The sequence below is a fragment of the Prevotella sp. HCN-7019 genome (genome assembly GCF_037890215.1).
Classification (GTDB): Bacteria; Bacteroidota; Bacteroidia; order Bacteroidales; family Bacteroidaceae; genus Prevotella.
Genome location: NZ_JBBKBO010000002.1, coordinates 424852 through 448222 on the forward strand (window position 1 = coordinate 424852; position 23371 = coordinate 448222).

Below are 23371 nucleotides of genomic sequence, written 5' to 3' on the forward strand. Positions count from 1 at the left end.
AATTATAAGTACCCGCACATAATATGTATTTATCCTCTTGTTTATAATCTCTCTCCTGCAACAAGAACACGATATGATAGAAGTAAGATTGCTCCTAAAATATTATAAAAATACACACAGAGTTATCTTCACCTATTTTTATGGGATAGCTATTATATCTCCCCTTGTAATAGAATAAATGAAAAACTGAAAATTATATTCGATTATTGTATTACCATTTCAAGAGGTTCTTTTTATCATTGATAACTATGACATACCGGCTATCTACATTTTCACCGCAGCTTTCTGATAAAACCAAAGGGCAGGAAGATTTCATTTGTTCTCCTCTTAATCTTTGCGTTTCAAATGTAGAAGCAACATAAAGTAATGTAAAAAAACGTATATTCATCTTTGTATGTTTTAAAACGGCCTTATAGAATTTTTATTAAGAGCATTAATTTTACAATAATGTAATAGTTATTTGTTGAATTACTAAGATTGTTTTTTATTTGAGTTGAATGATTCTCGGAATTCTCCGTATTTCCATATTATGCATAATGTAAACATCTTAGATTATCTTTTGCTACTAAAATACGAAGCCCTTTCCCCTATTAAAATATTTTGCATCACAAGTAATATCCTTTCGTGAAATTGCAGGTACGCCTGCATATAATTTATATTTGTCCTCATATTTTTTATTTAATACACTTCCTGCAGCTAAAACGCTATAGGATGGAAGTGAGGATCCTCCTAAAACAATCACAGAAGTACCCACAAAGCAATAATCGCCTATCTCTATGGGATGACTGTCTTGTCTTCCTTCATAAATATCTATAGAATGAGTGAGTAATTGGGAATTATATCCGGCTATCGTTGTATATTTCCCAATTGTAATGCTGTTGGTACAGTCTATATGATGCTTTTTTGTGATCGCTGATTCATCTCCCAACATTAACTCACTTTTCCTATTCTTTTGATGGGCAAAATGCTTAGACTTCGTTCCAGTGGGAAAGCCTGTAATCCAGTTGCTCCTGCTGATACTGCTATTTTTCCCTAATATCATACTATCCAAATGGATAGCCACATTAAAATGCCCTATTGAAGCTCCCTCCCCCATCTCAAGATATATAGGATAAACATAAGATAAACCGATATAAGCTGTATCATGTATCTTATATTTATAAAAGGTTCTTAAAATCCTTTTTTTCAAGAACCAGGGCAAAACCATCACAATCAAATTAATCAATATTCTCATATAATTCTTTATATAGATTTGCGTATTGGCCGGTTATTTTATCGGCTCTATAGTTTTCTACGTTTTTCAACCCTTCATGAAGCATATTCTCTCGGAGATCCTTATTCTGAATCACGGCAAGATATGCATTTCTTATGTCCTCCACGGAATATGGATCTACTATCACCGCTCCTTTACCCGCGACTTCTTTCATCGGTGAGATATGGGAAGTGATAACGATACGACCTGTCGCCTGTCCTTCAATGATTGGCATTCCGAATCCCTCAAACAGGGAAGGGAAGTTTATGATATCGGCATTTCGATATTCCCTGATTATATCTTCATGACTCAAATGAAAGCTATTAGAATATTCTATCTTATTTCTTTTGAGTGCCTCCAATGCCTTGGCATCCAGTTCGCCGATAATTCGCAGATGACAATTGATCCCTTTTAATGCCTCTATTGTCCTAAGAAGGTTTTTTCTCGCTAATGTACCGATATGAAGGATGATCGGCTTTTGTAAGTTGAACTCTTTAGGCGAATATTTAAAGGAGTTGTCTACCGGATTGGGAATGACACGTACCCTTTTCGGATCCAATTCTATCACTGCTTTCACCTGCCGATAGGCAAATTCTGAGATGAAAGTGACATAGGCGGCTTTTTTAAGAGGAACAATATATAATAGTTTCCAAAGCTTTTTCTTTAATCCCTTCAAATAATGATAATACATGATGTCATGTACCGTCACTATTGTTCTTCTCCCTTTCAAGAACCATAACAAGTAATGTACATCCCCTGTTATATGATTGATATAATCATTCCTCTCCTCTTTCCTTGCAAACCATCCATTTTTAAATATGGATTGGATATCGGCATAAGGAGACGGCAAATAAGAACATTTCACTTGATGAACCTTTTTTAATTCTGTTACGATCGTATCAAAGACCGCACCAATGGAATATCCCGCATTTTTATTCCTATAATAAAAAAGTATGTTCATTATCTTTTCACTCTTCTTTTATAATTTACCGCAGCTAAAGTCAAGCCTCCAAGTAATATACAAAATCCTAAATTTGTTGGTATCGACCATTGTCCTTGTGGAACCGTTAACATCATACCTGCAGATAAAATCCATGGCAACAAATCAAGCCTACGAACAAGACATCTATATGCTTTCATCAAAATATCAATCGAAAATAATGTCCTTATACCAATTATAATCCAACCGATAAACATTCCACACTCACCAATAATACGACTCCATTCTATTTCTGCATTGAATCCAAATGAATACATACTTCCTCCCATTAGTTTTGCTCCAACATTTGTTCCCAAACCGATTCCATATCCCAGAATAGGGATATTAAAATTAACTAAAGCTCCCAATAAGCCACCAATATACCTTTCATTTATTGTACCTTCGACTCCACCTTCTGCTTCATTTGCTAATTCAAATCTATCTGACAATGCATCAAAACTCATATTTCCGATACCTGTAATTAAAATTAATAATACAGCAAATACTGCTATAAAGAAGAATTTTAAGAATCTTATTTTTAACTTATTTTGTCTAATAACAGCAACAAACACAAATAATATAATTACTAATGTTTGAAAGAAATTAGTTCTTGATACAGAAGTAGGAATTGCAAAAATGTAGCAGGCGGCAAAAAGAATCAACTCTACTTTATTAAATTGATATCGTTTAGGCAGAGTTTCATTCATCAACAGATAATAACAAAGCACACATCCTACAACAGCTTGAAACATTACATATCCAGAAGTAAATGAGAACGTACCTGACGGTCTTAAATATTCAGTAGTTCCATAATATGCAGAAGTACCTTCACCACCAACTCCTATATTTACCCATGCTGTCTGAGGAGAATGAAACTGCATGAATACCAAAATCGTCATTGGAATAGATATATACAGAATGAAACGTGATATCTTTATCAAATCATCACGTGTCATAATCTTTCCCATTACGAATATCATTGGGAAATGAAAGAAATATATTCGCCATCCGAAGAACGCCACAAACAAATTATGATGACCGACTACCATTGTTATAATAAATGACAATGTACTGATAAACATCATAACAATAGCATATTTTGACCTTATCCAGCCGCGTTGTATTCCCACACATGTCAACCATATTGCGATAGGATCCCTAACCATTAATAATGGTGTTGACAACCCTGGTAATACCCACTTACGTAAAGCACCTTCGAAAATTAAAAGGAACACATATATCCATATCAATTCTCTATAAAATTGATATGGAGCTCCTTTTGTCAGTTTTTTTATATTAAGATAATTTTCCATTAATAAAAGTTTTTACTGATTGTGCTAATTCTGTTTCGTAACAACTCCAAGGTCTTTTATTCGCAGTATTCATTGCAGCACGCCCAACCTCACATAATATCTCGGGGTTATTAATAAATTTTTCGAGTAAATCTCTAATTGGTTGTGCCTTTCCTGCCTCAACTATCCAACCATCCTCACCATCCGTTATTATATCAGGTCCACATGTTCTATCTGTTGTTATAACTGGAGTCCCTTGTGCCATCGCTTCTGTTATAACCAAACCAAATCCTTCAAACAAAGACGGGAATATAAATACATCGTTTTCAGACATTAAGTTCAAAACAGCATCATGAGGCAAAGAAGGTATATAATTTACATTTTTAAATGCATTTTTTAATGCATTACAACCATCTATATCTCCACGTCCAACAATTGTAAGTTCTATATTATCATTTAAGCCTTTTACAGCTTCAAAAAGATAAGAAATACCCTTCCTCTGTGATAATCCACCAACAAATAAAGCTCTTATCTTCCGACCTCTAATTCCATCATATTCCCGTTGCTTATTTATTGGAGGGAAACCATATGGAATAATTTCAATATCCGATAATTTTCCAGGATACATTTCTAATGTTTTTTTTGTGAATGTACTGGCTACATAAATTTTATCCGCCAATCTTAATTCCTCATCTTTTCTACGTAGTTTTTCTTCAGAATCATTAAATCCTCCAAGAGTCATTGCCCATTCCGGATTTTTCCCTCTTTCCTCATTTAATAAACTACGCATTGCTCTCCAATATCCTATTGGAAGATCATAAATACAACTTTTATGCAATTCATGTGCCATACGAAATGTTTCTAACGCTCCATCTTCATACGCATAAACTGCATCAATATCAGATTGATGTCTAGTCAGAAAGATTCCAACTTTTTCATCTAAATCATGATAAATTTTATCAATACAATATTTACCTGTTTCATGAGTAATCCATTTGTTTATGTGCAGCATTGAAGCAATTAAACGACACAATTCCTTTAGGGGATAAGTATAAGTATATGGACGAATACTATACCAGTATTCCCTTCTCCGAATTTTTTTAAATGGTCCAACAGATAACCTGTAAAATATACTTTTCTTAAAACATGCTATACATGTATGAAAACTATCTAATATACCCATTTTATAGAATCCATACACAGCACCACGCGTATTTTCATTTCCTGTTGGATGTGAGATTATTATTTTTTTCTGTTTATCCATGCTCGCCAATAAAATTTTAAGTCACCACTCAATAATGAAGATATTACCAATTTATCATGGACACACTCTCTATGTTTTATACATATTGCAGGATTTCCACCCATTACGGACATAGGAGGAACATCTTTAACAACGACAGCACCAGCACCAATAACAGCGCCATAACCAATTTTTCTACATGAAGGCAAAATGAGAACATTTGATGCAATCCAAACATAATCCTCTATCTCTATACCGTAATATTTATGTTCCCATTCAGAAGAATTTATATAATGACTGGTTGTTATTATCTCACTATCATTACTTATTATCACGTGATTTCCAATATAAACTTTCGATCTTAAGTCTATTTTACTTGACCCTATTGAAGAATCGTGTCCGATATACAGATTACAATTAGCCTTTTTTGCTAATTCTCTCAGAATTATAGTATTTTCTCCTATTTTAGCACCTTTTTTACTTGCTTTTCGCCTAAAATAAGCATATCTAATCCAACATACTATCCTTGGAAAAATTCCTACAATAAAATGCAGAAAGCTTCTGCTACTAATTCTTTCTATATAATTATTCATAATATTTAATTATACAAAAAATTCATATATTCCATATATGTATGTTTCCAGGTAAATGATTTTGCTAAGCACGCGGCGGCATGACCAATATCTTTACGCTTATTTGGATTTACTATCAAATCTTCCAAGCAATGCTCTATAATAGCAGGAGCCTCAAAATCAGTAAAAACTACATTTTCACCATTTCTCAGTTCAGACGATGTCAATAAACCTTTAGCCGTCACTACACATCTGCCATCCCGTAAAGCAGCAGCTAAAGAACCACTTTTAAAAGAGCATCCATAAATATTTGTTTCTGGCAATACCAATATATCTGATATCTGAATATATTTATCAATCTCAAATATTGGCAAAATACCTGTTTTGTAATAATCATCCTTATCCAAAATAGAAATATCCCCCTTAGTATTTCCTATAAACAATACTTTTATCTTTATCCCTCTATTTATAAGATTCTTTATTGCTTTTACACTACTTTCAATATTTCTCATGCCCCAAAAAGATATAACTATTCTGTCTGTTGCTCCAATTTCTTTCTTAATGGAATGTAATGTTTCACTTTTACCTTCAAATATTGGGACATTACTTACAATTGGTATAGGTTTTGACAAACACTTGTGTAAGTTCAACTTTTCAATCATTTGTCTGTAGAAATCTATACTTGTTGCTATCTTTTGACAATTATATAATATCATCTTAGTTGCCAACTTTGAAAGCACACTATTTATATATAATTTAATACTTCCAGATACAAATGGGATATAAACCTCATGACAAAATATCATAAATTCAACATTTGACCTCTTTATAGCTTTTACTAGAGGAATCATATTAAAAGGAATTCCTTTACTCTGAAAACCATGGGGAACATATTGCAAAGAAACAACATCTATACATTTCTCTTTTATTAGTTTTATTATCGGCTCATGACAACTATTATTCCATTTATCTATAACAGGAAGTATCGTTATACCTTTAACATCAGTATTTATCCTTGAGTCCATTTTACATATAACATATACTTCATGATTATGTTCTGCAAATTGCATAGCTATATTATACGTATAATCACCAACCCCATCTACTATGGGAGGTAAATTATTTGTTATAAATAGAATTTTCATTTTATTTTTCTAATAAAAAATTGAGCATAAGAATATAATAGTGTAGATATCTTAGCAATAAAAATAGAGAACCTATTAACCCCTCTATATTTTAGATAATAATATGACAAACTCTCATACATCATAAAATTTCCTCTCACTTGATTCAAATGTTTTTCAACAGTTACTCCATGTTCATGCAGAATGGATACAGAAGGAATATAATAGCATTTCATACCTATTGCGTTCATCCTTTCAGAAAGAATAACTTCTTCACCGAATAAAAAAGTATTTGGATCAAATTTACCACAACGAACGAATTCTTTATATTTAACCACAAGAAATGAGCCCATCAACCTGTAATAAAATCCTTCTTTCGCCTTATTCTGATCAAAATGCTTTATGTGATAGAATGGAATAAATCTCTCCCAATACTGGCCTACCATTTCTGTCCAAAATGGTACATAATCATTAGGACTCTGACAATTTCCATCTAATCCAACAACCTTAGGACCAATAACTCCAACATCTGGCAACATTTTTAATTTATCAATCAAAACATCTATTACATTAGAATCTATAAAACGTATATCATTATTGGTAAATAATAGATACTCAACACTAAAATGATGTTTTATAAAATCCACTCCAAGATTATTTCCCTTAGCAAAGCCAGAGTTTTCAAGATTATGAATTATATAAATATTAGAGTGTATAGTACATTCCGTAATATTTTTTATAATAGGAGCATCAAGAGCATTCGATATTTTTTCTGAACTTTCACCTGTAGCCTTATTATTTACTATTATTATAAGTTGTGGAATGCTACATTTTGATAGCAGTTCTTCCTTAACGTATGTTATCGTACGTTCCTCAGATTTATAATTAACAATGATAGTAGCTAATGTGAACTTTGGTTTCATCATTCTTTCTTTATTTAACAAAAAAGGTAGATATATGAATACCATTAAATTTATATATGATAAATATATATCACATATTTCTTGGTATTTTAATACCATAGAAATGAAATAATACTACTTTATGCGTATATAATGAAACAATGTTATAATATATAATTAAAACCAATCTCCATATATATCTTTTACTTTGTTTTTACTAAGAAAAATATGTTTTATATTCCTTAATTTACAACGAATACACATTATAGCATACTCCAATGCAGGATGTTTTCTTATTTTTCTACTTTCATCCGTCCAACTTCCTAGTTCAAGATGTATAATATAAGTATTCTTATTAAGAAACAATGCATTATTCACAAAAGTGTGTATATCAAATATCATTCCGTTATTTGGAAGTTTCAATTCTTTTGTTGTATATCTGTATCCATACTTTTCCGCTTTCTTTGAAAGAATCCAACCTATAATAAAATTATTATGGCGAGGATTCCCTCCTTCATCTACAAAATGTTGGTTTTGATAGAACTCTAAGCATTCTTTTATATAAGGATGCTTTTTTTGTACGAATAACTGGGTTGATGAGATACCTAACCCTTCTATCTTTTGTGATGGATCTTTGGGTAAACCTTCATCATTTATTTTATCCCTATCTGGAGCGAACAGCCCAGGATGGAATTCATGAGCTGCAACAAAATCATATTTCAAAAAACGGTCTAACGGCTTTAATACGCGAACATCACTGTCTAAATATATACCACCTTCATTATATAAAGCATATAGACGTACATAATCTGCTACAAAAGCAAATTTTTTAGATTCATACGCCTCCTTCACAAAAGGAACAGAATTTACATCGAAATTTGATTCATTCCATAATTTGAATGTATAATCCGCTAAATGTTTATGCCAACTTTTAATGCACCATTTAACCAATGGAGGCATTTCATTACCTCCGAACCAACAATAATGAATTATTTTAGGTATCATATTTACAATTTAAATTTATGAATCAAACATAATGCAATCTTCCAGCCCAAAATAGTTCTTAAAAATTTTAAGACCCGTCTTTGTGGTAATATTAATGGTTGATGCAAATAATTGAGAATTTCATAAACCATCTGCATCAATTCTTTTATTTGAGGATAATTTGTATAGACAAAAAAGCCTATATATCTTGCACAATTATATCTCGTATCGTCATTATCTTTATACGATATTATCAGATGTGATATAATATCATAGGTTCTCAACACTGATTTCTGTGCCTCTAATGACATTTTAGAACTGACACCTGTTCCCGTCTGTCTCCATATTGCAAAAACATTATTTACAGAGAGAGCCATAGACGCCTTCGCTGCCACTCTTGCAAAGAATTCTCCGTCTTGATTCTTAATAATGTTTTCGTCCCAGCCTCCACTTTTTATAAAAAGATCTCTATGCATAAGATGACAATGGGGACAGTTCCATCCTTTTCCCCTCCATATATCAAGCAACAATTCTATTCCTGGAGTATAATCTTTATCAATTTTTCTTTGCGGGAAAAACAGACGTCCATCCGGATACAACATTTTAACAGGAGAAAATACAAGTGTATCATTATCCCCATCTTTCAATATACGTTCCATCTGTTTCTCTATCATATCATCTGTGCAATAGTCATCCGCATCCATAAATTTAATATAGTCACCATTGCACACTTCAAAAGCGTAGTTACGTGCAGCATTTCCTCCTTTCCTTGGATTTATAAAAACATGAATTCTGTCCGATTCATATTCTTTTGCTATAGCCAAAGAATTATCTGTGGAATGATCATCTACGACTATAATTTCCACATTCTTATATGTCTGTTTCTTCAAACTGTCCAATGTCTCTGATACCCATTTATTAGCATTATATAATGGAATCAAAATAGAAACTAAAGGTATTCCTTCATTATGAATCATAAATAATCAATTCTATATATAATAAAATGTATCAAACAACTTTCATTAAATATGATAATAACTTACTTATCTTTAAGGAGAGAAATATACTTATAATTTTCACCTTTAAAGGTATCCACGGTAACACCACTTTTTTCTCAATACGATGAATACTGCTTAATATTCTTCCTCTTTCATTACTTTCCAACATATTATTTTTATAAACCTCCAGCAATTTGGAATAGATATCCTGCATTATTCCTATTCCATAATTATTATATTTTTGTTCTTGCCCATAAACCTGACATAGATGCCACCATTGATTTAGAATATCAATTTTTACATCAAACCATTTGACTCCGACTGTATTATATTTACGTTCAGTTATCGGATAAAAGTAATTATAGTTATAGCCATGAAGTCTTTCGTTTGGAATGATATTAATACTTTTACAGTATTTATAATATAAAAAACAGAATCCAACATCTTCCCAATACTGGTAATTAGGAAATCTGAGATTATATTGCCTTATGATATCCGCATTCCACATTGCTGACCAGACATACAATGTATTTCTTTCTACTAAAGTTTTTATTTTATCAAATAAGCTCATAGACGGATCCATAGCAACTTTTCGTTCCAGCATTATCTTGCTTCCTTTCCACCAATGTGCATTCTGAAACAAAACATCTTCTCCATTATAATTATCAACATAATCCTGAAGCCAGAATTGTTCCACATAATCGTCACTATCAATGAAACAGACAAAATCTGTCTGCACATCTATATGATCCAATCCATAGTTTCTTGCAGAAGGCAGTCCTCCATTTTCTTTATGAAAGACCTTTATACGTTTATCCTTCCTTGCATATTCGTCGCATATAGCACCAGAATTATCGGTACTGCCATCATCCACCACTATAACCTCAAACTTTTTATAACTTTGTGCCAATACACTATTTAAACAGCGACGGATGTCTTGCTCGACATTATATACCGGAATAATGATTGAGATCATAATTATCTTCCTCCCGTAAGAATATTATAGATGAACGGAATCCTCTTTAAAAGAAGAAATGTAATATAACAGATGAAAACTGTCATTATTGCATAAAGAATATAAATAAAAGGCAGAGCATAAGAATTATCATTCAGTACATATGCTGGAAATACTTTTTGTATAATAGTTCCACTTGCCCACAACCCCCAAACAGCATGCGACGCATATATGAAAAAAGTAGCATTACTGAATTTCTTAAAACAAGATAAAATAAATCTTAATATTTTCTTTTTATGATTATTACAATCACAACGTATTGAAACAATTTCCATATCCGTAATCAAGTTAAACATTGTTATCGACATACATATTGTAAATATTGGCTGCAAATAATATGATAACGAAGTATTGCCATAATACAATAATATCGGTAACAATATAAAACTTATTATAAACGTAAAATACCTTAGATTCTTATTAAAGAAGAAGTCTGTTATATATAAAATATGTATTCTTAGGAATGCACCTAATGAAAAAAAGAATATAGCAACAGAACTAAATCCACAAAGCGGAATCTCTATTCCACTAATATACGACAACGCCATAATACTCAAAGTCCACCATTTGAAATGATATATTACAAAATGGAGTATGGGGCTTATTATAACCATCATCATCAAATCCCGGACAAACCACATTGGCTGCAACCATGGAAAATATGTAGGTCTCATATCTCCCAACCAATTAAGATTTACGTCTGTTTCTACTTTCTTAGAATCATAAAATGAGGATACCGTGAAATTATCAGCAAAAAAGTCAATAATTATACTCCATGAGCGTCCATGTAAAATAATGCCACAAACTATAAAAATTGCTAAAAAGAGGATTGCGATTATTATCCATAAAATATAAGGTATAAATAACGTATAAAATCTTTTCTTTAATTTTGATAAATATGTTTTTAGATTCCAACTCTGATTATAAAAATAATATCCTGATATTACAAAAAATATTGGAACAGCAATACTTCCTAACCATCCGACAATATTTCTAATAATCGTATAAATATACAAACCGCCTTCAATAGAAGAATGATCTATTAGACTTTCTAATACAGGAAATTTCGGAATATGTAAAAATACTACAAGAATGGCCATAGGGAATCTTATATCCCTACACGTAATACTATCTAATTCTGATTTTGTTTTCTCCATGATTAACTACAATATTTGTATGATTATTTGTTCTAAATATTTAGATTCCAAACACCGCTCTACTTTATTTCCTCCTTTTACCTCATTAACATACTTATTTGGTAAATATGTCTTCCAATCAACTTGCTGCAAGAACCATTCATATTCCACATCAAGATGTCCTAAATCTATTGCTTGAAAACCGACCAGTGCCAAATCGTAAGCTAATACGGTAGCAGCCATACCCAATGAAATTAAAATAAGATCATTAGGATTTGCTGTTTCTTTAATATGATTCAATATATCATCATATTTATCAAACGCATTCTCTGCAGGACAAATAATTCTCCGGATTGACTTAGCATTATCAAATAAATCATTCCCTACACCGGATGCAGTATATAAACCTTCTACAATAATTATATTTCGTCCATTCCAAATCTCTTTTAGAAGTTTCAAATGAGCGGCACTTCCACTACGATCTTTATAGTCTATATAAAATCTGGAAATTTCCGTATCATAATATAGCTTCTTGAGATCTATTACATCAAGAATGTTTTTTATATTCATACTGACATAATATGCCCAAAATTCATCAGATGACTTTCTTAGATTTCCTGAATATAAAAATGGATAAGGCAAACATACAATATGGTTTGGAATATTAGATGTCAATATTTCCTTCAATCTTTTTGCCAACCTCGCATCATATTTCTGGAAGCCACGACAACCTCCCCATATTACATCCAATTCTCCATCTCCATATCTACTAACAGAGCATCTATTATTTATAATATAATTAATTGTATCTATAGAATTTCTGATTTTCAATTTCCGCAGGATGAATTTTCTGACAATAGGAATTCTTATATATTTATAATAACAATTCCTTATATTATTGAATATAACCATATATATTAAATTATTTCAGCTATTATTTGACTTAAATATACAGGATCATTACATCTCTGAACCTTGTTTCCTCCATTAACTTCATTCACATATCTATTGGGCAACTTAACTTTCTTTTCTACTTTATGTAAATACCATTCATATTCCACATCAAGATGTCCCATGTCTATTGCTTGATATCCATCATTAGCCAAATCATAAGCCAACACTGTTGCAGTCATTCCAAGACATATAAGAATAAGATCATTCTTTGTTGCACTCACTCTAACAGCTTCTATAATCTCATCATACTTGCTATATGAGTTTTCAGCAGGACAAATTATCCTTCTTAAGGATTTCACACCTGCATACAGATCATTACCGATACCAGATATAGTATAACATCCCTCCACTATAATAACATCACGATCTTTCCATATCTCTTTTAATTGATTAATGACATTTCCACATTCATTTTTATCTTTATAATCCATATAGAAACGAGAAATCATCGCATCATAATAAATTTTATTCAAATTTAATAATGGAAGAAGTCTTTTATAATTTCGTTCTGTATAACTTTTCCAAAAATAATAAGCATAATCACGTAAATGATTTGTACATTTCAACGTATAAGGAATACAAACAATATGATTTAATGTATCATCTGATACCAATATATTCTTCAACCTTATGGCTAAATCTATATTTTGATCTTGAAATCCGCGACTTCCTCCCTGTATCATGTCAAACTCACCATCTCCATATCTACTGACAGAACATTTATTCTTAAGTATATATTCTATTGTCTCACCAGTACTTTTTATTTTCAAGTTTCTAAGTATCCATTTCTTTATAAATGGATATACAATATGATCTTGAAAATACGCATCGAAACGACAAATAAAATCACTCATAAGACTATTTATTAGAGATAAATCTTTTATACAGAAATCTTATTACTTTCTTGGGGTTATAGCAGAACACATCAAATAATAACTTATAATCAGCAGCTTTTTCTGCTCTTGACATTCTAAAGCAATATAGTCCTGCATCAGTAAAGAATTTAATACTTTGTGCTTTATATTGTTTTCCAAAAACCTTATAAATGTTGAGATTGTGATAACATTGTTTTATTAATGTTTTATAAGATTGATTATATGAGACTCCACCAATATGTCTTCTATAAACGCTCATTACATCACTAATACCCCTAAGTTTTCCATAATGAGCTGCAGAAAGGAATATTAATATATCACCATAGATAAACTTTTTATCAGAAATGGCATTATTGTATAAATCAGACTTTATAACATCTCTTCTTATCAATACTGATGCTGTAGGAACTGTCCACTTCTTGAATATCTCTAATCCTGAATAATCTCTATTCTCTACATTAGAAAAGCTTTCATCAAAAGTTTTTGTCTCTTCATAAAAAACTTTTGCATTATGGAAGGCCATAGAGTATTTTGGATTATTTTCTAAAAAATCCACCTGTTTTTGTAATTTATATGGATCTATCCAATAATCATCTCCTTCACACAAAGCAATGTATTTACCTTTACATGCCTCATTCATTATCTTTTGAATAGATCCATCATGCTTTGAATATTGATTTTCCGTTTCAAATATCGGTTTTATGATGTCAGGATATTTCTCTGCATACTCTCTTATTATTGCAGCAGTACCATCAGTTGATGCATCATCATGAACAATAGCCTCAAACCTGAAATTTGTTTTTTGCATCACGAATCCTTCTAAAGCGTCACGAATATATTTTTCATGATTATATGTTGTACATCTTATACTGACCATTATTGGTCTTGTATCCTTTTCTTCATTAACATTCATAACTAAAACGAGAATTTTATTTTACGAATAATTTCTTATCCAAAATATTAAATAACGTTTTTTCCACAAACCGCTGCCTAAACAAATCAAGGCCAATACAAATAATAAAAATCACAGTAACACTTATCAATGCATGTAGCACTGCATAATCAGTTGCAAACCATCCTACATTATCAAAAGTGTCACGCCAAAGCCATTGACGCATAGTATCACTATTTGCATGAATAAGTAATACACCAAACATACATGATGCAACCTTGTTTATAAAAGCGCTATTCTTTATCTGTAAATCCTTAAAATACATAAATAAACAAACGGAAGTGATAACTGCCATTATATGATTTGAGTCTGAAACCAGAATAAACTCACGTCCTGGAGTATTCACTATTATTGATAGGACCAATACACTTGAGACAGATATTACAATGGAAAAAAGAGAAAGCCATCCCCATTTAATCTTTACGTCCTTATAATTTATTCCATAAATACGTATATAAGACGAAATGAAGTATAAGACACAAAACCATGTAACATAGTTCATTGAAACATATATTCTTGCTGTTGTTCCTAATATTGTATATATAAAAAGGCACAATGCTAGTAACAACTGATGTTGCTGTTTATTCATATTGTGTACAAGAATATTAAGAAAAGGAATACACAAATAGAAAAGGAGAAAACACGAGGTAAAACCATCCGCAACAGATTTTATAGGCCAAAGCATTTCATATAATGATTTTATATTGAAATCTTTGTATCCTGTAAAAACAAAGATTAAATTTATAACTATATTATAAAATTCTATCTGGAGGAATAATTTCAGAAATTTTCTTAATGTTATGTTCGACCGACACATAAAATAGCCTGTTATCAGAACGAAACAATTTATTCCCGTTTTACCCCACATCCCGAATACATAAAAGAACGCAGATTTGCCAGTCAATGGCTCATTTTCTATTACCTGAATTAATCCAGAATTAACCAAATAATGATGTGCCACAATCAAAAACATCACTACTATTCTGTATAATTCTATATTGGTATTACGATTGTGAACATAGTATGGAGATTCTTTAATCATAAAAACTCTTTATATTCTTTCATCTAAGAATCGTCGGAACCAAATCTTTTATAATATATAAATTCTCTTTAAATCTCAAATTATCCTCATTCAAAGTTTTTCCATTCATCCAGTCAATTAATATTTGAGGATAATTAAAACCTGCTAAATACGCTAAAGGATAATGACCCGATATTCTACAATTCATTTCAATTATAAATACACCTCTGTCATTTTTGAAACAATCTACAGACAAAATACCTTCATGTGAACTTGCCAAAGATATTTTTTTCGTTGCATCAACAAAAGGCAAATTTGATGCAGTACGTCCAAGATCGGTCTCACCACTACGCATTGTAACTTTTTGTTTTGCAAACGTATCTATATATTTTCCATTTAAATCATTCAATACATCCAGGCCATATTCTTCGCCATCCATAATTTCTTGATATATAATGGCCTCATCTTTTGTGAAAGATGATTCATATTTTAAATATGATTTAAAAATATCTTTATGACATTTTTCAGTAAAAACTTCAAGTTCCAAATCGTTATCAACCTTATAAATACCCATTGAGGCCATACCCCAACGAGGTTTCATAATAATAGGATAAGACAATTCACCCTTTAAAACAGCTGTCTTAACCTCTTTCATTGTTAAATACGTCTTAGGGGTCTGCAATCCTAAAGATTTAATAAACTGATATGTTTTCCATTTATCATTACAAATCTCAACAAATTCAGAACTTGCAAGAATTAGCTTAATTCCATTATCTTCAAAAACTTTTCTGTTTTTAGCTAAAACAAGTAAATCTATATCAAATAGCGACAGTACTACATTTACATCATTTTTTTTACAGAAATCTATAACTGATGATATGTAATTATCGGAATAAATTAAAGGAGAGATAAAATATCCATCAGCCCGCTTTAATGCAATGGTATAGTTACTATTTGAAGCATAAACTTTTCCGATTCCTTCTGTTTTCTTAAAATAATCAACTATATAAGAACGTCTTCCAGCAGAAGTTAATAAAATATTTATCATTATATGACACGTTTAAGATTATCTAATGTTATTTTACCTGTAAAAATTATTCCATTTTTACGTATTCTTTCAATGTCCCAGTTCCACCAACTAATGGTCATTAATTTATCTATTATTTCCTTATCAAATCTGTATTTTATTATTTTCGCAGGAACTCCTCCTACTATTGCATATGGAGGGACATCTTTATTAACAAGAGCATTTGCACCAATAAAACAGCTCCATTGCCTATTGTAACACCTCTCAAAACTGTAACATTACACCCAATCCATACGTCATGCCCAATATTACATGGTTTATCAAATTTTGATACAGGCAACAGATTCTCATTATTTAAAATACCATATCTTCCATTATACAAAAAAGGATGTGTCGAAATTTTATTATAATCATGCTCAGGCGGTCCAATTGTTACACCATAAGATATCGAACAAAAATTTCCAATCACAGAATTGAACAACATATCAAATGGACCGGTATAAGTATATCGTCCAACATTACATCCCATAATCAAATTATTGCGATCAATGCTTACATATTCGCTTAATATAGATTGTCTTACCCGACTATGATCACCAACTATACACATTTCATTCACTTCTGATTCTTTCACTTCAGCTCTGAAAAACAAACGCGCACTGTCCGCAACCATTGAATCTATAATAAAGACATTGTCATCTTTTTTATCGTTCATTTAATATGATTAGTCTAAGTTTAATATTATGTTAACATTTTATAACTCTATGCAAATATTATTTATTTCATTAATTAATAATGTATATTTTATTTTGAAATAATACAATCAATTACTCTTCTTACGTCTTCATCACTCAATGCATGATGCATTGGCAAGCATATAACTGTATTTGCCATTTTATGCGCATTAGGCAGGTTATCAGGTCTTGCACTCTCAAGTCCACGATAAGTGGAGAACTCACTAATAAGCGGATAGAAGTAACGGCGTCCGAGAACATTCTGCTCCTTCATCTTGAAATAAAGTTCATCACGTGTCATTCCATATTTCTCTGCATCAACAAAGATAGGGAAGTAAGAATAGTTGTGCTTTACTCCCGGCATGTCATCAAAGAAGGTTATACCTTCAACACCACGCAATGCCTCACGATATTTTATTGCTACCTGATGACGTGCCTCGATAGCAGCATCCACCTGACGAAGATTTAACAAACCATACGCTGAACGTATCTCATCCATCTTACTATTAATACCTGGACCTACAACAGTCACTTCATTGGCAAAACCAAAGTTCTTAAGATAATCTATGCGTTTCTTTGTCTCTGCATCGTGCATGACAAGTGCACCACCCTCAACCGTATTATAAACCTTTGTTGCATGGAAGCTCAATGTTGACATATCTCCCGCGTTAAGTATGCTTGCTCCATTCACCTCAACACCGAAAGCATGTGCGGCATCATATATAACCTTCAATCCATAGGTGTCAGCTATCTCCTTAATACGTTTTGTGTTGCAAGGTTTTCCATAAACATGCACCGGCATTATTGCTGTTGTCTTAGGAGTTATGGCAGCCTCTATCTTATCAGGATCCATATTTCCCGTTGCTGGATCTATATCTACAAACACCGGTTTTATTCCATTCCACCAAAGACTGTGGGTCGTTGCCACGAAGCTGTAAGGCGTTGTTATAACCTCACCGGTTATACGGAGAGCCTGCAAGGCTGTAATTAATGGTAATGTTCCATTCGTAAACAAGCTTATATATGGTACTTTCAAATATGCAGCCAGTTCTTTCTCAAGTTGCTTGTGGAAAGAGCCGTTATTTTGTAATCCACTTACTTGCCCATATCTCCTTAAGAAGGGCATTAAACTCGTCAAGATCAGGTAATAATGGCGAAGTAACTGTAATAATTTTGTTATCCATATAGATTTATATTTATGATTTACGTTTCAACATATATTTAACATCATCAAGTTCACTGAATTTGAATAGTACGGCACCGCCTATATATACTATCGCGCCAAAGATGCCACCACAGATAATCTGAAGCAGCATATTCGGTATCAGATAATTGGACAGATGTATCATAGCAAACATAATAAGCCCGAGCAATACAATAGGCAAAAGATCACGCATCTGCTTGAAATATCCAACATTTATGAGCTTACCGGTATAATATGTATTTATAACCAATGCAATTAGAGAAGATACCACACTTCCACAGCAAAAAACAATCAGGCCATGGGGTAAAGTTATCGCCAGGATAGATACACCTACAATCTTTTTTATGATTTCAAGACGAAGAAATAAATCAGAACGTCCTTTCACCTGCAACAGATTAAGATTAATTGCATGAACAGGATACCACATAAGTTGAAAACATATTATCTGCAGAAGAATAACACATGATTCCCATTTAGCTGTGACCAATGTTATAACTAACGGATATGCCAATGCAGATAGCATCATCATTATTGGGAAGATAATAAACGCTGTAGCCTTCAACATTCTACGATAGTTATGCGCCAATGCTTCATTATCATTCTGCATCTTACTCAATACGGGAAAAGTTACATTTTGAATCACACCCGTAACATTTTGTGACGGCATCATCGCATATCCCTGTGCACGATTGTAAACACCTAGTTCTGCCGGACTATAAAATTTTCCAATAAAAACCGGTGCAATATTATTATATAATGTATCTAACAATGATGATGCCATCATCTTATTGCCATAATCCCAAAGATATTTGAACGATTTTTTAGACCATCCTGTTTTTGGACGCCATCTTACTATACACCAGACAATAACAAGTCCCATAAAACTGGAAAGAACTCCGGAAACTACAAGTGCCCATAATCCATAACCACAAAATGCCATTGTAATACCAATAATAGCAGAAATAATTTTTGTAATTATCGATATCTTTGTTGGAGTTTTAAAATCCAACCGTCTTTTTAACAGTACATATTGCACCGTACTTAAAGGTCCCCACAAGAAAGTTAATGCTGTAACTCTTATTAATGGGACAAGAACTGGCGTATTATAAAATTCAGCTATCCAAGATGCAGAGAAAAATAAAATCAGATACATGAATATTCCAACTCCTATACTATAGTAGAATGCCGTAGAAAGATCACATTCTTCAATTTTATCTTTCCTTATCAAAGCTCCACCCATTCCACAATCTTGAAGAACTGCTGCCACAGCCATAAACACCGCAGGTAAAGCTGTTATTCCATAATCAGACGGCGATAACAGTCGTGCCATAACAATTCCGACACAAAACTGCATTCCATAATTTGCGAACTGATTGAAAAAGCTCCAGTATAATCCTTTTTTTGTCTGTTGTTTAAGATTTTCCTTTGTTTCCACTGACATTTTGTTTCCCTCAAATTATCAATTTATTTCATTTCACAAGGAATGACATAATTACAACTTAATTTATTTATATTTTTATAACAAAGCATAATACGTGTCGTACAAATATATTTCATTCTATAAATCCAATTATCTATTGTGCTGACAAAATCGCATTATTATTTTGTCTGTAATACTTTGAGAACATCATCTAGATTAATATCAGCTTCGACACAACAATCAGAAACAGATTGGTGAACGACTGTTAAGCTCTTAAATAACATTTCTGAACATATATTACAAAATCTATTCATGTAAAAATCTTGTCCATTAAATTCTGCTACACCTCTATCACGAAGAATACTATAATATTTTTCACAGATCATATCTTTAGAATCATTCATTATACTATTCTTTTTATATGCCATTATTTTAGGATTATCGTCTGAAACTATGTATTCCCTCGGAGGATAACTTACTATAAGTCCCATTTCCTGATACTGAGATTTATCAAAAGACGTGAAACCCTTCAATAACGAATTTATTTTAACATATGACGGAGGTATCTGCAAAATGGCTTTTTTACGAACATCTGAGAATCCAGACTTCATCTCAAGATATATTATATAATGTGAATCTTGTGTATCCAAAAGCAGAACACCGTCACAAATTTTATTGAGAAAAAGAGTTTGTCCCTGATTTTTCTTGTAAATTTCTTTTGTTTTATCAAGTATATCCTGTTTTATATAAATTATGTGGCCACTGAAATTGAATGTTACTCTTGACAGTGCTTTTGGATTGGTTTTCTGCTCCTCTGTAACAGTCATAACACCATCAGCGTCAGAAATATATTCAGGACAATATATCTGCCTTAAATCTTCAACAGTTATCACCTTCTTCTAATTTTTCAAATTCTTCATTTATAGTTTCATCTTTTGCAGCCAAATCACCAACTGCATTGAAAAAAGTTGACATAGGAATGCCATGTTCACCAATTTCCAGATGTATCATTTTGGTATATCCATTCTCTGCATAAAAATAATATGCTTTGACATTATTACGATTAAGATAATATCTATTATTATATAAATTTTTCTTACAAAAGTCAATAAATGCAGTTTTATTTTTTTCACGCATACAACCTAATTTTAACAATTGGTTGAAACGCTGCATGAAATAATCACTATGTGTAGTAATCTGCATATATGCTCCTTTATTTATACAAGCAGCAAGCAGGTCAGCTACTGCTATCTGCATCTCCGGATGCAAATGTGCTTCAGGTTCCTCTATACACACAGACTGATTTTCTATAAACTCTCCTTGCATCCACAACAGCAATGGAGTCAGTTCTTTCACAGAAGAAGCAGCTGCATCCAATGGAATGGAATGACCATTATCCAAGACAAGATATATACCTTCCTTGTCAGTTGACAACTTTCCATTGATCAGATTATGTATATGCGAAAGGAAAAAATTGTCCACACGATCAGGATGTCTCATTGCATCACGGTTTATCTCATCATTATCACGTAGAAATATATCATACAGTCCCAAACGACTGGAACTGTATTGAGTTGAATAATTTCCAGACAACAGTGATGCACGTCCTGGAGGAAAGAGGAACGAACGGATGATTAATTTTCCTAACAATGTCTCACCGAGCGACCTAGTCATATCATAGAGTAAAAAATATTTCTTATATATACCACTTATCAGAATATTTTTACTTTTACCATTCAATGAAAGCGAAGCGCTATAATAATCCGACGAACTTAATTTTTCAGGAATGTCTCCCTCAATATATTCAAATTCGAATTTATCAGGTACATTATTATTAAATAAAAACTGAATCTGACACGGTATGTCTTTATAACTTAAAAGGTATTGGAAAAATGCCCTTATATCATTTTCCATCCACAAGCGCAAATCGTCTGTTTTTATTGTAAATGCAATTTTTTTAGCCTTCTCAACATCTACAGTTATCTTGTTTGTAATAAAATCATAAAGACGCTGGCTAGAAAACAAATTATACACGTAATAAGCAAGAAAGTTCACATAACTCTTTCCCAAATTAGACTTTCCTGTAAACAGCATAACCGGAGCAAGTGTCAATTCGCAATCCTTTACCGGCCCAAGTTCAATTATATGTATTTTTATATTCGACATAACTGTATTCTCTTTTTTTAGGATATAATTAGTTCCTGAGAATTTTAAATAACTTATAAAGCATCTCTAAAATAAATGACATATTGATATTTTATCATAGGCGTTATTAAAAATATTACTCCTTTTTATTACGAAAGCACAATATGTCATTTGATTAGATTTATAAGTAAAGCAGATATCCTTTATCTACCAATGCAATAATACTCAAACCCATTCTGCTTGAGTTCCTCTACATCATAGATGTTGCGACCGTCAATGATGAGAGGTTTCTTCATCGACTTGCTTACCACGCCCCAGCTTGGCAGACGGAACTGCTTCCACTCGGTGAGCATGAGCAGGGCATCGGCGTCGAGCACGGCGTCGTACATATCGGTGGCGTAATAAACCTTGTCACCGATGCGACGGCGACACTCGTTCATTGCCACGGGATCGTAAACGCGGACGGTACAGCCGGCTTCGAGCAGGAGGCTGATGGTGACGAGGGATGTCGCCTCGCGCATATCGTCGGTCTCAGGTTTGAATGCCAAGCCCCACATGGCGATGGTCTTTCCCTTGAGATCGCCGCCATAGTATTTTGAGAGTTTGTTGAAAAGCACGTGCTTCTGGTTCTCGTTCACTTCCTCAACAGCTTTCAGCACACTCATATTGTAGCCGTTCTTCTCGGCGGTCTTGATGAGTGCCTTCACATCCTTGGGGAAGCATGAACCACCGTAACCACAACCCGGATAGAGGAACTTGCTGCCGATGCGCACGTCAGCACCTATACCTTTACGCACCATATTGACGTCGGCACCCACCAGTTCGCACAGGTTTGCGATGTCGTTCATGAAGCTGATGCGTGTGGCGAGCATTGAGTTGGCCGCGTACTTGATCATCTCAGCCGAAGGTATGTCGGTGAATATCACACGGAAATTGTTGAGCATGAACGGGCGATAGAGCTTTGACATGAGTTCCTTTGCCTTCTCTGACTCCACACCTACAACCACGCGATCGGGGCTCATGAAGTCCTTGATTGCCGCACCCTCCTTGAGGAACTCCGGATTACTAGCAACATCGAACGGGACATCAACGCCACGCTTTTCCAGTTCCTCACGTATGACGGCCTTCACCTTCTTCGCCGTCCCAACAGGAACAGTGGATTTGGTTACAAGCACAGTGTATTTCTTTATGTTCTGACCGAACTCACGCGCTACGGCCAGCACATACTGCAGGTCGGCACTGCCGTCTTCATCTGGAGGAGTGCCCACGGCGCTGAACACGATATCCACGTTGTCGAGACAGCTCGTAAGGTCAGTGGTGAAATTGAGACGTCCCTCGCGGTGGTTGCGCAGAACCATCTCGTCGAGTCCCGGCTCATAGATCGGCACCTGGCCGTTCTTCAGTGAGTTGATTTTCTCTTCGTTTACGTCAACGCATGTCACGTTTACTCCCATCTCTGCAAAGCATGTGCCGGACACCAGTCCGACATAGCCTGTACCTACAATTGCTATATTCATAAGTCTATGTTTGTGTTTTTATATT

Annotated in this window: 22 protein-coding genes and 1 pseudogene; all 23 read right to left on the reverse strand. The window is 33.1% G+C overall.

Going from position 1 to position 23371, the window contains the following annotated elements:
- Positions 1–211: 211 nt before the first annotated feature.
- Positions 212–388, reverse strand: a complete 177-nt coding sequence (locus WKT13_RS04710; RefSeq protein WP_340323037.1) for a hypothetical protein — start codon at positions 386–388, stop codon at positions 212–214.
- 177 nt (positions 389–565) lie between these two features.
- Positions 566–1234, reverse strand: a complete 669-nt coding sequence (locus WKT13_RS04715; RefSeq protein WP_340323038.1) for an acyltransferase — start codon at positions 1232–1234, stop codon at positions 566–568.
- Positions 1218–2213, reverse strand: coding sequence for a glycosyltransferase family 4 protein (locus tag WKT13_RS04720; RefSeq protein WP_340323039.1), 996 nt, complete (start codon positions 2211–2213; stop codon positions 1218–1220). Before WKT13_RS04720 ends, WKT13_RS04715 begins: the two co-directional genes overlap by 17 nt.
- The gene (locus WKT13_RS04725; protein WP_340323040.1) at positions 2213–3544 is read right to left on the reverse strand and encodes a hypothetical protein; all 1332 of its coding nucleotides are present in this window, start codon (positions 3542–3544) and stop codon (positions 2213–2215) included. Before WKT13_RS04725 ends, WKT13_RS04720 begins: the two co-directional genes overlap by 1 nt.
- Positions 3528–4787, reverse strand: a complete 1260-nt coding sequence (locus tag WKT13_RS04730) for a glycosyltransferase family 4 protein (protein WP_340323041.1) — start codon at positions 4785–4787, stop codon at positions 3528–3530. Before WKT13_RS04730 ends, WKT13_RS04725 begins: the two co-directional genes overlap by 17 nt.
- Entirely contained in the window at positions 4766–5359 is a 594-nt protein-coding gene (locus WKT13_RS04735; RefSeq protein ID WP_340323042.1) for an acyltransferase, read from the reverse strand. Before WKT13_RS04735 ends, WKT13_RS04730 begins: the two co-directional genes overlap by 22 nt.
- A gap of 5 nt (positions 5360–5364) precedes the next feature.
- Positions 5365–6483 carry a glycosyltransferase family 4 protein gene (locus WKT13_RS04740; protein ID WP_340323043.1) on the reverse strand — a complete coding sequence of 373 codons (1119 nt, stop codon included), beginning with the start codon at positions 6481–6483 and terminating at the stop codon, positions 5365–5367.
- Positions 6480–7388 carry a glycosyltransferase family 2 protein gene (locus WKT13_RS04745; protein WP_340323044.1) on the reverse strand — a complete coding sequence of 303 codons (909 nt, stop codon included), beginning with the start codon at positions 7386–7388 and terminating at the stop codon, positions 6480–6482. Before WKT13_RS04745 ends, WKT13_RS04740 begins: the two co-directional genes overlap by 4 nt.
- Before the next feature lie 153 nt (positions 7389–7541).
- On the reverse strand, positions 7542–8369 hold the full coding sequence (locus WKT13_RS04750) for a glycosyltransferase family 32 protein (protein WP_340323045.1): 828 nt from the start codon (positions 8367–8369) through the stop codon (positions 7542–7544).
- Positions 8370–8371: 2 nt separating this feature from the next.
- Entirely contained in the window at positions 8372–9325 is a 954-nt protein-coding gene (locus WKT13_RS04755) for a glycosyltransferase family 2 protein (RefSeq protein WP_340323046.1), read from the reverse strand.
- Between the two features lie 31 nt (positions 9326–9356).
- Positions 9357–10322 carry a glycosyltransferase family 2 protein gene (locus tag WKT13_RS04760; RefSeq protein ID WP_340323047.1) on the reverse strand — a complete coding sequence of 322 codons (966 nt, stop codon included), beginning with the start codon at positions 10320–10322 and terminating at the stop codon, positions 9357–9359.
- Positions 10323–10324: 2 nt separating this feature from the next.
- Positions 10325–11518, reverse strand: coding sequence for an acyltransferase family protein (locus WKT13_RS04765; RefSeq protein ID WP_340323048.1), 1194 nt, complete (start codon positions 11516–11518; stop codon positions 10325–10327).
- Positions 11519–11524: 6 nt separating this feature from the next.
- Positions 11525–12328 carry an SP_1767 family glycosyltransferase gene (locus WKT13_RS04770; RefSeq protein WP_340323049.1) on the reverse strand — a complete coding sequence of 268 codons (804 nt, stop codon included), beginning with the start codon at positions 12326–12328 and terminating at the stop codon, positions 11525–11527.
- A gap of 86 nt (positions 12329–12414) precedes the next feature.
- Positions 12415–13305, reverse strand: a complete 891-nt coding sequence (locus WKT13_RS04775) for an SP_1767 family glycosyltransferase (RefSeq protein ID WP_340323050.1) — start codon at positions 13303–13305, stop codon at positions 12415–12417.
- Positions 13306–13309: 4 nt separating this feature from the next.
- Positions 13310–14239, reverse strand: a complete 930-nt coding sequence (locus tag WKT13_RS04780) for a glycosyltransferase (protein ID WP_340323051.1) — start codon at positions 14237–14239, stop codon at positions 13310–13312.
- A gap of 16 nt (positions 14240–14255) precedes the next feature.
- Positions 14256–15320, reverse strand: a complete 1065-nt coding sequence (locus tag WKT13_RS04785; RefSeq protein ID WP_340323052.1) for an acyltransferase family protein — start codon at positions 15318–15320, stop codon at positions 14256–14258.
- A gap of 19 nt (positions 15321–15339) precedes the next feature.
- Positions 15340–16347, reverse strand: coding sequence for an ATP-grasp domain-containing protein (locus tag WKT13_RS04790; RefSeq protein ID WP_340323053.1), 1008 nt, complete (start codon positions 16345–16347; stop codon positions 15340–15342).
- Positions 16348–16510: 163 nt separating this feature from the next.
- Positions 16511–17041 (reverse strand): hypothetical protein, encoded by a 531-nt coding sequence (locus tag WKT13_RS04795; RefSeq protein ID WP_340323054.1) that lies wholly within the window; start codon positions 17039–17041, stop codon positions 16511–16513.
- Between the two features lie 89 nt (positions 17042–17130).
- A pseudogene (locus WKT13_RS04800) lies at positions 17131–18244 on the reverse strand (DegT/DnrJ/EryC1/StrS family aminotransferase).
- Positions 18245–18256: 12 nt separating this feature from the next.
- Positions 18257–19699: a lipopolysaccharide biosynthesis protein gene (locus tag WKT13_RS04805; protein WP_340323055.1), complete on the reverse strand. Its 1443-nt coding sequence runs from the start codon at positions 19697–19699 to the stop codon at positions 18257–18259.
- Between the two features lie 164 nt (positions 19700–19863).
- The gene (locus tag WKT13_RS04810) at positions 19864–20577 is read right to left on the reverse strand and encodes a hypothetical protein (protein ID WP_340323056.1); all 714 of its coding nucleotides are present in this window, start codon (positions 20575–20577) and stop codon (positions 19864–19866) included.
- Positions 20564–21850 carry an AAA family ATPase gene (locus WKT13_RS04815; RefSeq protein WP_340323057.1) on the reverse strand — a complete coding sequence of 429 codons (1287 nt, stop codon included), beginning with the start codon at positions 21848–21850 and terminating at the stop codon, positions 20564–20566. Before WKT13_RS04815 ends, WKT13_RS04810 begins: the two co-directional genes overlap by 14 nt.
- A gap of 182 nt (positions 21851–22032) precedes the next feature.
- The gene (locus tag WKT13_RS04820; protein ID WP_340323058.1) at positions 22033–23346 is read right to left on the reverse strand and encodes a UDP-glucose dehydrogenase family protein; all 1314 of its coding nucleotides are present in this window, start codon (positions 23344–23346) and stop codon (positions 22033–22035) included.
- Between the last annotated feature and the right edge of the window lie 25 nt (positions 23347–23371).